Source organism: Nocardioides sp. SR21 (assembly GCF_022761125.1).
Classification (GTDB): Bacteria; Actinomycetota; Actinomycetes; order Propionibacteriales; family Nocardioidaceae; genus Nocardioides.
In genome coordinates this window covers 189,836-204,368 of the sequence record NZ_JAKWJR010000001.1, presented here as the reverse complement: position 1 = coordinate 204,368, position 14,533 = coordinate 189,836, and the positions used below count along the sequence as shown (strand labels likewise).

At 69.0% G+C, this 14,533-nt stretch carries 15 protein-coding genes; all 15 read right to left on the bottom strand.

Going from position 1 to position 14,533, the window contains the following annotated elements; genetic code table 11:
• Positions 1-246: 246 nt before the first annotated feature.
• A complete protein-coding gene (locus tag MJ604_RS01060) occupies positions 247-1,020 on the bottom strand; it encodes a J domain-containing protein (protein WP_243056421.1) in 774 nt (257 codons plus the stop codon).
• On the bottom strand, positions 1,017-1,613 hold the full coding sequence (locus tag MJ604_RS01055; protein ID WP_243056420.1) for a hypothetical protein: 597 nt from the start codon (positions 1,611-1,613) through the stop codon (positions 1,017-1,019). Before MJ604_RS01055 ends, MJ604_RS01060 begins: the two co-directional genes overlap by 4 nt.
• Positions 1,610-2,893 carry an MCE family protein gene (locus MJ604_RS01050; protein WP_243056419.1) on the bottom strand — a complete coding sequence of 428 codons (1,284 nt, stop codon included), beginning with the start codon at positions 2,891-2,893 and terminating at the stop codon, positions 1,610-1,612. Before MJ604_RS01050 ends, MJ604_RS01055 begins: the two co-directional genes overlap by 4 nt.
• Entirely contained in the window at positions 2,890-4,362 is a 1,473-nt protein-coding gene (locus MJ604_RS01045; RefSeq protein ID WP_243056418.1) for an MCE family protein, read from the bottom strand. The genes MJ604_RS01050 and MJ604_RS01045 overlap by 4 nt, the downstream gene beginning before the upstream one ends.
• Positions 4,359-5,495, bottom strand: coding sequence for an MCE family protein (locus MJ604_RS01040; RefSeq protein WP_243056417.1), 1,137 nt, complete (start codon positions 5,493-5,495; stop codon positions 4,359-4,361). Before MJ604_RS01040 ends, MJ604_RS01045 begins: the two co-directional genes overlap by 4 nt.
• 1 nt (position 5,496) lies before the next feature.
• The gene (locus MJ604_RS01035; protein ID WP_243056416.1) at positions 5,497-6,465 is read right to left on the bottom strand and encodes an MCE family protein; all 969 of its coding nucleotides are present in this window, start codon (positions 6,463-6,465) and stop codon (positions 5,497-5,499) included.
• Positions 6,462-7,496: an MCE family protein gene (locus MJ604_RS01030; RefSeq protein WP_243056415.1), complete on the bottom strand. Its 1,035-nt coding sequence runs from the start codon at positions 7,494-7,496 to the stop codon at positions 6,462-6,464. Before MJ604_RS01030 ends, MJ604_RS01035 begins: the two co-directional genes overlap by 4 nt.
• Positions 7,493-8,770 (bottom strand): MCE family protein, encoded by a 1,278-nt coding sequence (locus MJ604_RS01025; RefSeq protein WP_243056414.1) that lies wholly within the window; start codon positions 8,768-8,770, stop codon positions 7,493-7,495. Before MJ604_RS01025 ends, MJ604_RS01030 begins: the two co-directional genes overlap by 4 nt.
• Before the next feature lie 3 nt (positions 8,771-8,773).
• Entirely contained in the window at positions 8,774-9,601 is an 828-nt protein-coding gene (locus tag MJ604_RS01020; protein ID WP_243056413.1) for an ABC transporter permease, read from the bottom strand.
• A 7-nt stretch (positions 9,602-9,608) separates the two neighbouring features.
• A complete protein-coding gene (locus MJ604_RS01015; protein WP_243056412.1) occupies positions 9,609-10,394 on the bottom strand; it encodes an ABC transporter permease in 786 nt (261 codons plus the stop codon).
• 4 nt (positions 10,395-10,398) lie between these two features.
• On the bottom strand, positions 10,399-11,352 hold the full coding sequence (locus MJ604_RS01010; RefSeq protein ID WP_243056411.1) for an ABC transporter ATP-binding protein: 954 nt from the start codon (positions 11,350-11,352) through the stop codon (positions 10,399-10,401).
• 331 nt (positions 11,353-11,683) lie between these two features.
• Complete coding sequence (gene rplL / locus MJ604_RS01005) at positions 11,684-12,079, bottom strand: 50S ribosomal protein L7/L12 (RefSeq protein ID WP_243056410.1); 396 nt, start codon at positions 12,077-12,079, stop codon at positions 11,684-11,686.
• A gap of 88 nt (positions 12,080-12,167) precedes the next feature.
• Positions 12,168-12,863 (bottom strand): 50S ribosomal protein L10, encoded by a 696-nt coding sequence (gene rplJ, locus MJ604_RS01000; RefSeq protein WP_243056409.1) that lies wholly within the window; start codon positions 12,861-12,863, stop codon positions 12,168-12,170.
• Positions 12,864-13,221: 358 nt separating this feature from the next.
• Positions 13,222-13,941 (bottom strand): 50S ribosomal protein L1, encoded by a 720-nt coding sequence (rplA, locus tag MJ604_RS00995; RefSeq protein WP_243056408.1) that lies wholly within the window; start codon positions 13,939-13,941, stop codon positions 13,222-13,224.
• Between the two features lie 57 nt (positions 13,942-13,998).
• Entirely contained in the window at positions 13,999-14,427 is a 429-nt protein-coding gene (gene rplK, locus MJ604_RS00990; protein ID WP_028637305.1) for a 50S ribosomal protein L11, read from the bottom strand.
• Positions 14,428-14,533 lie beyond the last annotated feature (106 nt).

Sequence of the window (14,533 nt, the reverse complement as noted above, 5' to 3'; positions counted from 1 at the left end):
CTCGTCGGCTTCCTGGCGTCCTGTCCTCGGGCGCCTTCGGCGCCTCCCGTCGCCTCCTCGCTACCTCGCCGTGTCCTCGCTTCGCTCCGCCACGCCTCGGTTTCACGCTCGGTCGGCGACGTGAGCGCCGCCGACGCCCTCGCGGGGTCACCCGCTCCTCGGTCGTGCCTCCTGGGAGGGGGTGGATCGGTGGTCGAGGTGCGAAGGCGCCCTGGCGCCTGAGCCTCGACACGACCCCCACCGGGCTCAGGTGTCGAGCGAGGCCACCAGCCAGTCGCCGCCGACCTTCTCCATGGTGATCGTGACCCAGTTCTTGTAGACCTGCGGCTCGGTGATCTCCTTGTTCGTGCGGGTCTGATCGACCAGCGCGAAGACCTGGACCCGGTCCTCGCCGGAGCGGACGATGCCGGAGCGGACCAGGGAGGCCTCGAGGACGGTGCCGGTCGAGGGGGCGTTCTGGGCGATGATCCCGTCGAAGAGCTTGTCGTACTCCTCGCGGAAGTCGCTGGTGAGGTACGGCTGGGCGGCAGCCTTGGAGGTCTCGAGGTTGCGGGCGTCGTACGACAGGATCGGGACGACCGCGCGCTCGGCGGCGGCCTGGGCAGCGCGGGTGTCGCTCTCGACCGAGGCCGACGACGGCTCCCGGCTCCAGACGACCGCGGTGACCGCGACCAGGGCCAGCGTGACCACGGCGAGGCCGGCGAGGAGCCAGCCCGGGATGGTCCGGCCGCCCGACGACCCGGCGGCGACGGGCCCGCTCGCCACGACGACGTGGCCCGACTCGGGTGCGGGCTCGGGAGCCGGCTCGGGTGCGGGGTCGGGCTCCTGCTGAGCGGCGAGCTCGGTGTCGTACAACCTCCGGGTGGCCGGGTCGAGGAGGACCTCGGCCGCCTGGTTGAGGACGGCGAAGCGGCGGTCGGTGGGATCGAGGTCGGCGATCTGGGCGCGCCAGGCGGCGCGGATCTCGTCGGCCGAGGCGCCGGGGTCGACGCCGAGGATGTCGTACCAGGTCGGGCTCACTGGCCGGCCTCCTCGTCCTGGTTGACCGGGGCGTAGTCGTCGACGAGCCACTCGCCGTCCGTCTTCACCAGGTCGACCTCCCAGCGCAGGACGTCCTCGTCGGCGTCGACGCGCTTCGAGGCGTCGTCGGCGGCCTTGGGATCGGGGTAGCTGCCGGTGATCCCCGCGGCGACGATCACCGTTGCGGAGTCGGCGTCGATCGACTCGACGCCGACGCCGAACACCTTGACGGCACGGCCGTAGCCGGCGGTCTTGACGGTCTCCTCGGCGATGGGGAGGCCGGAGGTCTCGAAGTCGCTGGCGAACTTGGGGGTGATGACCTCTGCGACCTGGTCGCGGTACTCGGTGAGGTGGCCCTGGTCGTCGAGCTGGTCGGGCCCGTAGGTGTTGAGCCGCAGGACGAACTGCTTCGTCTGGGACATCGTGGCCTCGCGGTCGGCCTGGGCGTCGCTCGACCCACCGCTGTCGCGGTCGACGAGGAGCCACCCGAGCGTCGCGGCGGAGGCGACCAGCGCGACGAGGAGCACGACCAGGAGGACCAGCCGGAACCGCTGGTTCGGCTGGTTGCTCGGGGTCGGGTCGGGCGCGGTCACCTCTGGATACTGGTCAACGGCTGGAGAAATAGCCACTTCCACGAGTCCTCTCCGAAGCTCAGCGGGGCGGGCGTGGCCGCCACCGTGTCGTCCTGGTGCGCCCTGCTGCCCCAGCGCAGCTCGCCCGTCTCCGGGTCGTACGACGCGACCGGTGCGCGGTACGCCGCACCGGCGCGGCCGAGGTTCTGCGCGCCGCGGGCGTTGCTCATCTCCGGCGGCTCGGTGCAGCGGGCGCTCTCGTTCATCGGCCGGTTCGAGCCGTCCTGCGGCGGGCGGGTGTCGGTGCCCTGGTAGCCCTGGTGGCAGACCGGGTTCGTGGTGAGGATGAGGCCGAAGTGCGCGTCGTACAGCCCGGTGTCGGGCGACTTGGAGACGACCGTGAAGCCGCCCTCCACGACGTAGGGGTAGACCACCAGGAGCTGTCGCACGCCGGGCAGGTGGTCCACGATGACCTGGCCGGTGGTGACGAGGTTGTTGATCAGCTCGCCGAGGTCGACCTCGTTGTCCTCGAGGAACGTCCGCAGCTCGTTCGCGGCCGCGGAGCCGTCGTCGATGAGCTGGCGCAGCGCCGGGTCGGAGCCCGCGAGCGCGTCGCTGAACAGGCTCATCTGGCTGGCGAAGTTGCGGATCGCGCCGGCCGAGTCGACCTGGGTGCGCAGCACCCTGTTGCTGTCGCGGATCAGGGCGGTGGTGACGTCGAAGTTGGCGTTCGCCTCGTTGATGAACGAGTCGCCGGTGTCGATGATCCGCTGGAGGTCCTCGCCGGTGCCGGCGAACGCCTCGCCCATCTCGTGGACGGTGGTCGCCAGCGCCTCCTGGTCGACCGACGAGACGGTGTTGGAGATGTCCGCGAGCAGCTTCTGGGTCGGGATCGGCGTGCGGGTGTCCTCGTTGGCGATCTCGGAGTCGTCGCGCAGGTACGGCCCCGAGTCGACCTGCGGCTGCAGCTCGACGTACTGCTCCCCCACCGCGGACCGGTTGCCGACCACGGCCAGCGAGTCCGCGGGGATGTCGTCGTAGCCGTTGTCGACCTCGAGGTGGACGTCGACGCCGTCGTCGGTGAGCTCGAGCTCGCCGACCCGCCCGACCTTCACGCCGCGGTAGGTCACCTCGCCGCCGGCGAAGATGCCGCCGGAGTCGGAGAAGTGCGCGACGACGGTGTAGCTGTCGTCGAACAGCATCCGGTCGAGCTGGGCGTAGCGCGCCCCGACGAAGGTGACCCCGAGCAGCGTGATCACCACGAAGACGAGCAGCTGGATGCGGGTCCGGCGGGTGATCACTCGGTCACCATCCCGGGGACGAGGAGGCGGACCAGGGCCGGGTCGAACACCGTGCTGAGCTGGCCGAGGGTCGGGCCCTGGAGCGGGATCTCGGCTGCCTGCGTGGGACCGACCCCGGCGCGCCCCAGGCCGAGGATGTCGCCGAGGCCGGGCAGGGACGGCAGCTCGGTCGGGATCCCGCTGGGCAGCTCGCCGCCGGGCAGGTGCGGCAGGCCCGGGATCTGGTTGATGATGCGGCAGACCACGGTCTTGGCGTTCTTCTTCTTCAGACAGGCGTCCTTGATGTTCGCCAGGCCCTGCACGGTCGAGAGGATCTTGCGGCAGGGCTTGCTGGTCACGTCGGCGCTGGCGATGCAGCGGGCGACGCGACCGAGGATCACCGTCGGGTCCAGCTCGGTCGGCAGCACCGTCGGGAGGTCGGTCGGCAGGCCCGTGGGCAGGCCGCTGATGCCGCCGGAGGCATCGATGTCGAGCTGGATGGAGAGGTTGGTGTAGTCGCCCATGTGGAGGTTGCGGGCGACCTGCGGGTCGCGGCCCACCGCCTCGTCGACGAACGGGTAGGTCAGGAAGACGTTGAACGACTTGACCAGCGCGTCGCCGGAGTCGGCGAGCTCGGTGAGGACCGGGTTCAGCTGGCGCAGCGACTCGATCGTGGCGTCCTTCGACGCCTTGATGACCCGCACCCCCACGCCACCGAGACGGTCGAGCGCCTTGAGCATCTTGACCAGGTCGGCCCGCTGCTGGTCCAGCGACTGCAGGGCGCTGGGCAGCTCGTCGAGGGCGGAGTCGATGGAGTCCATCTGGCCGTTCACCGACACCGCGAGGTTGTTGAGGGAGTCGATCGCGGTGACGATGTCGTCCTTGTTCTCGTCGAGCTGGCCCATGAAGAGGCGGACCTGCTCGAGCACCGAGCTCGCGGTGTCCTCGCGGCCCTCGAGCGCCTGGTTGAGCTCGGTCGCGATCGTCTTGAGCTGGGCGACGCCACCTCCGTTGAGCAGCAGGCTCAGCGCGCCGAGGACCTCCTCGACCTCGGGGTTGCGGCCGGTGCGGTCGAGCGGGATCACGTCCCCGCTCTCGAGCTCACCCTCGGGGGCGATGCCCTCGGGCGGGCTCAGCGACACGAACTTCTCACCGAGCAGGCTGGTCTGGCGGATCTCGGCGATGGTGTTCTCGGGCAGCTCGACGTCGTTGCGCAGCTGCAGCGTCACCCGAGCGTGCTGGCCGTCGAGCTCCACGTCGGTCACCTCGCCGACACTGACGTCGTCGACCTTGACGGTGGACTTCGGGACGAGGTCGAGGACGTCCTGGAACTCGGCGGTAACGGTGATCGCGTCGTCGCCCACGTCGGTGCCGCCCGGCAGCGGCAGCTCGTAGACGTCGAAGTCGCAGCCGGTGAGCAGGATCGTCCCCGCCAGCACGGCGGCCAGCGCGCGCAGCGGCTTCATCGGCCTCGTCATCGGCGTCGTCATCGGTCCCCCTCCACGAATCCGCCGAGCGTCGCGTCGAACCGCTCGCCGGAGGTCGCGCCCTTGCCCTGGCCGAGCGCGGCGGCCCGCGGCAGCGCGGTCTTCACCAGGTCGCACAGCGCACCGGACCTGTCGGCCTGCGAGAGGAACCCGCACAGCAGCGTCGACGGGTCGGACTGGATCTGGTGGACGAGCTCGCCGAGGTTCGCGTTCGTGTCGAGCGTCCCGGACTGCGGGTTGTAGGTGAGCGCCAGGTTGTTGAGCGCGAGGGGGCCGGCCTCGAGGACCTCCGCGAGCGCGTCGCGCTGCTTGACCAGCACCTTGGAGACCCGGTTCAGACCCGTGATGTTGCGACCCAGCACCGCGCGGTTCTCCGCCACGAACGTCTTCACCTGGCCGAGCGCGCCGGCGAGTGCCTCCAGCGACGCGCTCAGCTCCTCCCGCTCGCCCGCGAGCATCGACGAGACGTCGGAGAGGGAGTCGTTGAAGCGACGGACCGTGGAGTCGTTCCGCGCCAGCGTGCTGATGAAGCCCTGCAGCGCGCGGGCGGAGCCGAACAGCTCCTCCTTGTTGTCGTCGAGGGTCGCGCTGAGCTTGCCGAAGTCCTCGATGGTCTGGTGGAACTTCGCCCCCTGACCGCCGAAGTTCTCGGCCGTGGTCTCGAGCAGGTCCGAGAGCGCACCGTTCTGGTTGGCGCCCGTCGGGCCGAGCGCGACGGTGAGGTCGTCGAGGCTGGTGTAGATCTGGTCGAGCTCGAGCGGCACCGCGGTGCGGTCCTCCTCGAGCACCTCCCCGTCGGCCAGCACGTCGCCGCCGGTGTAGACGGGCGTGAGCTGGACGAACCGGTCGCCCACGACGGACGGCGCGATGATCGCGGCCTTCGCGTCGGCCGGGACCTTCACGTCCGCGTCGTACGTCATGGTGACCACGACGTCGGTGCCGGAGGGCTTCACGGAGTCGACGGTGCCGACCGGAACGCCGAGCACGCGCACGTCGCTGCCCTCGTAGATGGAGATCGTGCGTGGGAAGTGCGCGGTCACGGTCCTGGTGTCGTCGCCACTGAACATCGTGAACGCCGCGGCCACCAGCGCGATCACGATGACGGCGGGCACGATCGCCTTCTTCAGGATGCTCATGTCAGCCACCCACCTGCGGGACCGGCGGCAGGTTCTGGATGTAGGTGTCGAACCACGGTCCGCCGCCGAGCGTGTTGGCGAACACGCGGTAGAACGGCGCCATCAGCCGCAGGCTGTTGTCGAGGTTGTCCTCGTTCTTGTTCAGCACCTGCACGACGCGCTCGAGGTGGGTCAGCGCCGGCTTGAGGTCGGCGCGGCTCTGCTCGACCAGGGCGGTCAGCTCGTTCGACAACCTCGTCGTCGAGGTCAGCAGGTTGTGCACGGCCTCGCGGCGCGCGACCAGCGCGCGGAACAGGACGTCGGAGTCCTGCATCAGCCCGATGATGTCCTGGTCGCGCTCGTCGAGGACGCTGGAGACCCGCTCGAGGTTCTTCAGCAGGGTGTTGATCTGCTCGTCGCGCGCGGCGATGTTCGTCGACAGGCGGGACACGCCGTCGAGCGCCGCCCGGAACTCCTCCGGGGTGTTGCGGGTCAGGTCGGCCAGCGTGGTCAGCGACTCGGCGAGCTGGTCGGTGTCGATCCGCTCCGAGGTCTCGGCGAGGCCCGAGAACGCGTCGACCACGTCGTACGGCGAGCTGGTCCGCTCGACCGGGATCTCGGCGCCCTCGTCGAGCTGGCCGGAGCCGGCCGGCTCGAGCGAGAGGTACATGGCGCCGAGCAGCGTCTTCACCTTGATCGCCGCATGCGTGTCGTCGCCGAACTCCGAGTCGGTGTCCACCCGGAACGTCACCTTCACGTGGTCGCCGTCGAGGGCGACCGTCTCGACCTTGCCGACGCGGACCCCGGCGATGCGCACCTCGTCGTTGGGCTTGAGCCCGCCGGACTCGCTGAACGCGGCGTAGTAGGTGTCGCCGCCGCCGATCAGCGGGAGGTCCTGGGCACGGAACGCGGCCAGGATCAGCAGCGCGATGACGGCGAGGCTGACCGCCCCGATCACGACCGGGTTCTTCTCGCGGAACGGAGTGCTCATCCGAGGTCACACCTGTCGGAGCCGGTGGTGTAGTCGACGGGGACGGACTGGCCGCCGGGGAGCCGGACGCGGCCCTGGAAGTGGCAGAGGTAGAAGTTGAACCAGGAGCCGTACGTCGCCGTGCGGCCGATCTTGTTGAGCTTGATCGGGAGCACCTGCAGCGACCGGTCGATCTCGGCGCGCCCGGCGTCGAGGGTCGCGGCCAGCCGGCCGAGCTGGTGGATGTCGGAGACGAACGGCTCGCGGATGCCGTCGACGAGCTCGGCGGTCTCGACCGACAGCTCGGAGACGTCGTCGAGCGCGCCGAGGATCGCCTCGCGGTCGTCGGCGAGACCGCCGACGAACGTGCGGAACGTGGTGATCAGGCGGCTGAGCTGCTCATCGCGGTCGCCGACGTGGTCGAGCACCTCGTTGAGGTTGACGATCAGGTCACCGATGATCTGGTCGCGGCTGGCCAGGGTCGAGGTGACCGAGGCCGTGTGTGCGAGCAGGCCCTCGAGCGTGCCACCCTCGCCCTGGAACACCTGGACGATCTCGTACGACAGCTGGTTGATGTCGGCGGGCGACAGCGCCTGGAACAGCGGCTTGAACCCGTTGAACAGCACGGTGAGGTCGAGCGCCGGGGAGGTCTGGGTGACCGGGATCGTGTCGCCCTCCTCCAGCGGGTCGGTGTCGCCGATCTCGTCGGTGAGCGCGATGTAGCGCTGGCCGACGAGGTTGCGGTAGCGGATCGCCGCGTGCGTCGCCTTGCTCGGAGCCGCCGACTCGTCCACCGTGAACGTCACCCGGGCGCGCGTGCGGTCGACGATGTCGACGCCCGTGACGGTGCCGACCTTCACGCCGGCGATCCGCACGTCGTCGCCCTTCACGACCCCGGTCGCGTCGACGAACACGGCTTTGTAGGAGTTCTTCGGCGCGAACGAGATGTTGCCGATCGTCATCACCAGGACCGCTGTCGCCATCGTGGTGACCACGATGAAGATCAGCAGCTTGGTGAGGTCGAGGGAGGTGCGCTTGTCGAGGACCTTCATCGCAGCGACACCTCCGCCCCACGTGCCATCGGGCCCACCAGGAGCAGGCCGAGGTCGGGTACGTCGGCGGCGCTCACCCCGAGCGCCGGCGCGAGCAGCGAGCGGAGCAGCTCCGTCTCGTCCGAGGTGCCGGCCGAGCTGCGGAAGAACTGGTTCGGCACGACCCTGCCCGTCCCCTTGCCGGTGGGCTCGTCCACGCCGTCGTCGAAGTTCGGCTGGTTGCGGAACGGGTTGTCCTGGCTCCACGGCGGGTTGGGCAGGCTCCCGCAGTGCGGGTCGCGGTTCTCGCCGAAGTGCGGCTTGTCCTGCGGACCGTACGCGCGCGGCTGGTTGGGGAGCGTCTCGAGCGAGATGTGCAGGACGAAGCCGCGGAACGCCTCGGCCTGACGGGATCCGGCGGTCACGATGCCCCGGGTGAGGCACTCGAACTCGGGGGCGTACTTGGCGAACACGGCGAGCTGCTCCTGGCTCACCTCGCCGAGCCGGATCAGGTTGTCGCCGTTCTGCTCGAGGAACCCGCGCGCGGTGTCGGAGAAGCTCGTGACGTCGACGAACAGCGCGTTGAGCTTGTCCTCGCGGTCCTCGAGCGTGCCGGTGGTGGTCACGGTGTCGTCGAGGATGTCGGCGATCTGCGGCATCACCGCGGCGTAGGTGTCGGACGTCCGGGCGGTCAGGCGCAGGTCGTCGATGAGCTGCGGGATCTGGGGGTTCAGCCGCTTGAGGTAGCTGTCGACGGTCTCGATGTTCTCGCCGATCTGGTCGCCGCGGCCCTCGAGGGCGGTGGCGAGCGCGTTCAGCGTCATGTTGATGTCGGCGGGCTGCACCGTGCGCAGCAGGGGGTAGAGGTCGGACAGCACCTGCTCGACCTCGGTCGAGACCTCGGTGCGCTCGATGACGTCGCCGGCCGCGATCGGCTCGGACGACGGCTCGTCGGGCACCTGGAGCGCGACGTACTTCTCACCGAACAGCGTCTTCGGCACGATCGCGCCGGACACGTCCTCCGGGATCGTGTCCACCTCGCTCGGGAACAGTCCCAGCTTCACCTCCGCGCCGTCGGCGGTCGGCTCGAAGCCGAGCACCTCGCCGACCAGGACACCGCGGATCTTGACGTCCGCGCGCATCGGCAGCTGGAGGCCGATCGTCGAGGTCTTGAGCGTGACCTCGTCGTACTCGGCGTACTTCTTGGTGAAGATGGCGTACGTGAAGTAGACACCTGCCAGCAGGAGGCAGATGAACACGACGCCGAGGAGCTTGTGCCCGGGGGTACGGCGCATCGGTCACCCACCCAGCCGGACGGTGGTGGTAGCGCCCCAGATCGCCATCGACAGGAACAGGTCGATCACGTTGATCGCGACGATGCTGGTGCGCACGGCGCGGCCGACCGCGACGCCGACGCCGGCAGGGCCACCGGACGCGTTGTAGCCGTGGTAGCAGTGGATCAGGATCACGACGACCGCGAACACCAGGACCTTGCCGAAGGACCACAGCACGTCGCCGGGCGGCAGGAACTGGTTGAAGTAGTGGTCGTAGGTGCCGGTGCTCTGACCGAAGAACTGGGTGACGGTCAGCCGGGTCGCGAAGTACGACGCGAGCAGGCCGACGACGTACAGCGGGACGATCGCGATCAGGCCGCCGATGATGCGGGTGGTCACGAGGAACGGCAGCGACGGGATCGCCATCACCTCGAGCGCGTCGATCTCCTCGGAGATCCGCATCGCGCCGAGCTGGGCGGTGAAGCCGCAGCCGACCGTGGCCGCGAGGGCGATCGCGGCGACCAGCGGCGCGATCTCACGGGTGTTGAAGTAGGCGGAGACGAAGCCCGAGAACGCCGCGGTGCCCAGCTGGTTGAGCGCGGCGTACCCCTGGAGGCCGACCTCGGTGCCCGTGAAGAAGCACATCGCGGTGATGACACCGACGGTGCCGCCGATCACGGCCAGCGCACCCGAGCCGAGGGTCACCTCGGCGAGGATCCGCAGGACCTCCTTCTTGTAGCGACGGATGGTCCGCGGGGTCCACGACAGCGCCTTGACGTAGAACGCGAGCTCTTCGCCGAGGCGGTCGAGGAAACGGGCGGGCTTGTCGTACACCGCACGGATGTTGGCCATGGCGTGGTCAACCCGTCTTCGGTGGGACGAGCTGGAAGTAGATCGCGCTCATCACGAAGTTGACGACGAACAGGAGCATGAACGTGATGACGACGGACTCGTTCACCGCGTCGCCGACGCCCTTCGGGCCGCCCTTGGCGTTCATGCCCTTGTAGCAGGCGACGACCGCCGCGATCAGGCCGAACACCAGGGCTTTGAGCATCCCCTGCCACAGGTCGGGCAGCTGGGCGAGCGCGGTGAAGCTCGCCAGGTAGGCCCCTGGTGTGCCGTCTTGGAGGACGACGTTGAAGACGTAGCCACCGGCGACGCCGACGACGCTGACCAGGCCGTTGAGGAAGACCGCCACGAGCATGCAGGCGAGGACGCGCGGGACCACGAGGCGCTGGATCGGGTCGATGCCCAGCACCATCATCGCGTCGAGCTCCTCGCGGATCTTGCGGGCACCGAGGTCGGCCGCGATCGCGGAGCCGGCGGCGCCGGCGATCAGCAGGGAGGTGGCGATCGGCCCGGCCTCGCGGACCACCGCGAGCACCGCGGCGGAGCCGGTGAACGACTGGGCGCCGAACTGCTTGATCAGTCCGCCGACCTGCAGCGCGATCACCGCACCGAACGGGATCGCGACCAGCGCGGTCGGGATGATCGTGACGGAAGCGATGAACCACGCCTGCTGGATGAACTCCCGCATCTGGAACGGGCGCCGGAAGAGGCTCCGCGCCACGTCGAGACCGAAGGCGAACAGGTTGCCGGCGGTCCCGACCGGAGCGAGCACGCGGCTCGCGGTCAGGGACGACATGCGATCAGCTCCCGGTCACCATGGTCATGTTCTGCTCGAACGACCCCGGAGGCGGGGTGACGCCGTTCTCGCGGCACCACTCGCCCGGCGGGCGCTGGCTGCGCCGGGCGATGCCGTTGGACGGGTCGAGCTGCAGCGGGATCGGCGGCAGCGGCGGAAGCTCCTGGCCCTCCTCGGCGGCGAGCTCGTCGGCGTCCTTCTCCTCCGACATGCCGATCGGGCCGACCCGCTGGGCGTTGAGGAACTGGCGGACCACCGGCTCCTCGGACGAGAGCAGCATCTCGCGCGGTCCGAACATCGCGAGGTGCCGGTGGTAGAGCAGGCCGATGTTGTCGGGAACGGTGCGCGCGGTGTTGATGTCGTGGGTGACGATGAGGAACGTCGCGTCGATCTGGGCGTTGAGGTCGACGATCAGCTGGTTCAGGAACGCCGTGCGCACCGGGTCGAGGCCGGAGTCCGGCTCGTCGAAGAGCACGATCTCCGGGTCGAGGACGAGGGCGCGAGCCAGGCCGGCGCGCTTGCGCATGCCGCCGGAGATCTCGCCGGGGAGCTTGTCCTCGGCACCGATGAGACCGACCAGGTCCATCTTCTCCATGACGATGTCGCGGATCTCGGACTCGGACTTCTTGGTGTGCTCGCGCAGCGGGAAGGCGACGTTGTCGTAGAGGTTCATCGAGCCGAACATCGCGCCGTCCTGGAACAGCACGCCGAACAGCTTGCGGATCTCGTAGAGCTCCTTCTCGGAGCAGGTCGCGATGTCGGTGCCCTCGATGACGATCGAGCCCTCGTCGGGCTTGAGCAGCCCGATCAGGGTCTTGAGGAACACCGACTTGCCGGTACCGGACGGCCCGAGCATCACGCAGATCTCTCCGGCCGGCACGGTCAGGGACACGTTGCCCCAGATCAGCTGCTTGCCGAACGACTTGCTGAGGTTCTCGACCTTGATCTCGACACCCATGACCCGCCTGTCCCTCCTACGACACCCCGCGCGCTCCGATTCCCGGGTCGGGCCCGCCTGACACTCCCCACCACTCCCCCACTGCTGGGTAACAACGCGACCGGTGGCGCGAAGTTACGCGCGGGTTTCCTTCCCCGTGTGGTGGCGGTTACACCTGGGGTCTGGACCGCCGGTGGTCGAGCAGCGAGCGCCCGGCCGATGCTCCTCAATCTCCTCGCCTGGTCGTGGGTTCCTGGCTCCGCCAGGAACCCACGACTCGGAAATGCGACGAGGGGCGGCCCACCCGGATCGGGTGGACCGCCCCTCGTGGAAGAGGTGCGTCAGAAAGACGTCACTTGAGGGTGACGGTGGCGCCGGCGCCCTCGAGGGCCTCCTTGGCCTTCTCCGCAGCGTCCTTCGCGACCTTCTCGAGGATCGGCTTCGGAGCGGCCTCGACCAGCTCCTTCGCCTCCTTGAGGCCGAGGGAGGTCAGCGCGCGGACCTCCTTGATGACGTTGATCTTCTTGTCGCCGGCCGACTCCAGGATGACGTCGAACTCGTCCTGGTCGCCGCCCGCGGCAGCGGCGTCGCCGCCCGCGCCGCCCGCAGCCGGGGCAGCCGCAACGGCAACCGGGGCAGCGGCGGTGACGCCGAAGGTCTCCTCGAACTGCTTCACGAACTCGCTGAGCTCGATCAGCGTCATCTCCTTGAACGCGTCGAGGAGCTCGTCGGTGCTGAGCTTCGCCATGGTGGCGTTTCCTTCCATTCGGTGGCCCTGACCGCTGTCGCGGTGAGCCGGGGTTTCAGGTGGTGGTTACGTCGGCTTGAGCGGTAGCTCAGGCCTCGGTGGCTTCGCCCTCATCGGAGGTCTCGGCCTCGGCAGCGGGGGCTTCCTCAGCGGGAGCCTCCTCAGCCGCGGGAGCCTCGTCAGCGGGGGCCTCGGTCTCGGCAGCTGCCTCGGCCGGAGCCTCCTCGGCGGCGACCGGCGTACCGGCACCACCTGCGAGGATCGAGGGGTCCTGCTCGGCCTTCGCCTGGAGCGCACCCGCGAGACGGGCGGCCTGGGCGAGGGGGGCGTTGAGCAGGTAGACGGCCTGGCTGAGCGACGCGAGCATCGCGCCGGCCAGCTTGCCCATGAGCACCTCGCGCGACTCGAGGTCGGCCAGCTTGGCGACCTCCTTCGCGTCGAGGATCTTGCCGTCCAGGACGCCACCCTTGATGACCAGGGTGGGGTTCGCCTTGGCAAAGTCACGCAGACCCTTGGCCGCCTCGACCACGTCGCCGTTGATGAAGGCGATAGCGGTCGGACCGGTCAGCAGGTCGTCGAAGCCGGAGATGCCCGCCTCATTGGCGGCGATCTTGGCCAGCGTGTTCTTGACCACGGCGTAGTCGGCGTTCGCACCGAGGGAGCGCCGCAGGTCCTGCAGCTGCTTCACGGTGAGACCGCGGTACTCGGTCAGCACGGCACCGGCGGAATCGTTGAACGACTCAACGATGTCCGCGACGGCCGCCTGCTTGTCTGCCCGCGCCATGGGTGTCCTTTCGGTGGTGACCACCGCGGAGCCCCGGAGAAAGACGAACGCCCCGAGCACAGGCTCAGGGCGTTGGAACTTGCTCTGAATCCTGCGCAGGTCGTCCGTATCGCTACGGGCCTTCGGTCTTCCTGCTGGCGCAGGAGGACAACCGGCGGTCTTTGGTTTCGTGGAGAACAGTACGGGGGGAGCCGACCCGGCGCCAAATCGCGACGTCGTAGGTCGAGCAGCGAGCGCCAGCGAGCGTCGTCGAGACCCCGCCGCCCTGCATCGGCTGCGGGGGTCTCGACAAGCTCGACCGACGACGGCGAAGGCCCGCCACCCTGACGGGTGGCGGGCCTTCGACGTGGCGCGTGGATCAGGCCTGGGCGTCGTCCTCGGCCGCGATGTTGCGGGTGCGGTTCGGGTCGACCTGGACACCGGGGCCCATGGTCGTCGAGATGCTGACCTTCTTGATGTAGCGGCCCTTGGAGCTGGACGGCTTGAGACGCAGCACCTCGTCGAGCGCCGCGGCGTAGTTCTCCGCGAGCTGGACCTCGGAGAACGAGGCCTTGCCGATGATGAAGTGCAGGTTCGCGTGGCGGTCGACACGGAACTCGATCTTGCCGCCCTTGATGTCGGACACGGCCTTGGCCACGTCCGGCGTCACGGTGCCGGTCTTCGGGTTCGGCATCAGCGAGCGCGGACCGAGCACGCGGCCGAGGCGGCCGACCTTGCCCATCATGTCCGGGGTCGCGACCACGGCGTCGAAGTCGAGCCAGCCGCCGGCGACCTTCTCGATCAGCTCGTCGCCACCGACGAAGTCGGCGCCGGCCTCACGGGCGGCCTCGGCCTTGTCGGCGTTCGCGAACACGAGGACGCGAGCGGTCTTGCCGGTGCCGTTCGGCAGGTTGACGGTGCCGCGCACCATCTGGTCGGCCTTGCGGGGGTCGACGCCGAGACGCATGACGACGTCCACGGTCTCGTCGAACTTCTTCTTGCTGCCGTTCTTCGCGATCTTGATCGCGGCCAGCGGGGCGTAGAGCTCGTCCTTGTCGAACGTCTCGGCCGCCGCGCGGTAGGTCTTGCTGCGCTGCATGATGTTCCTCTGCTTTCAGGAGATGTGGTTAGCGAGCCAGCGCGGCTCTCCCACGTTTCAGTCGGTCGTGACGCCCATCGAGCGGGCAGTGCCCTCCACGATCTTCATGGCGGCGTCGATGTCGTTGGCGTTGAGGTCCGGGAGCTTGGTCTGAGCGATCTCGCGCACCTGGTCCTTGGTCAGCTTGCCGACCTTCTCCTTGTGCGGGACGCCCGAGCCCTTCTGCAGGCCGGCGGCCTTCTTGATGAGCTCCGCGGCCGGCGGGGTCTTCGTGATGAAGGTGAAGGAACGGTCCTCGTAGATGGTGATCTCGACGGGGATGACGTTGCCGCGCATGGACTCGGTCTGGGCGTTGTACGCCTTGCAGAACTCCATGATGTTCACACCGTGCGGACCGAGAGCGGTACCGACCGGCGGGGCGGGCGTCGCGGCGCCGGCCTGGAGCTGCACCTTGACCAGTGCGGCGATCTTCTTCTTGGGAGGCATGCTGCTTCTCTTTCTGTCTCGTGGTCATGACGAGGCCCACGAGTGGGCCCCTGCCACCTGCTGCTGCCGCCCGGCTCGCGAGCCGGGCAACCTGTCTATTGTGCTG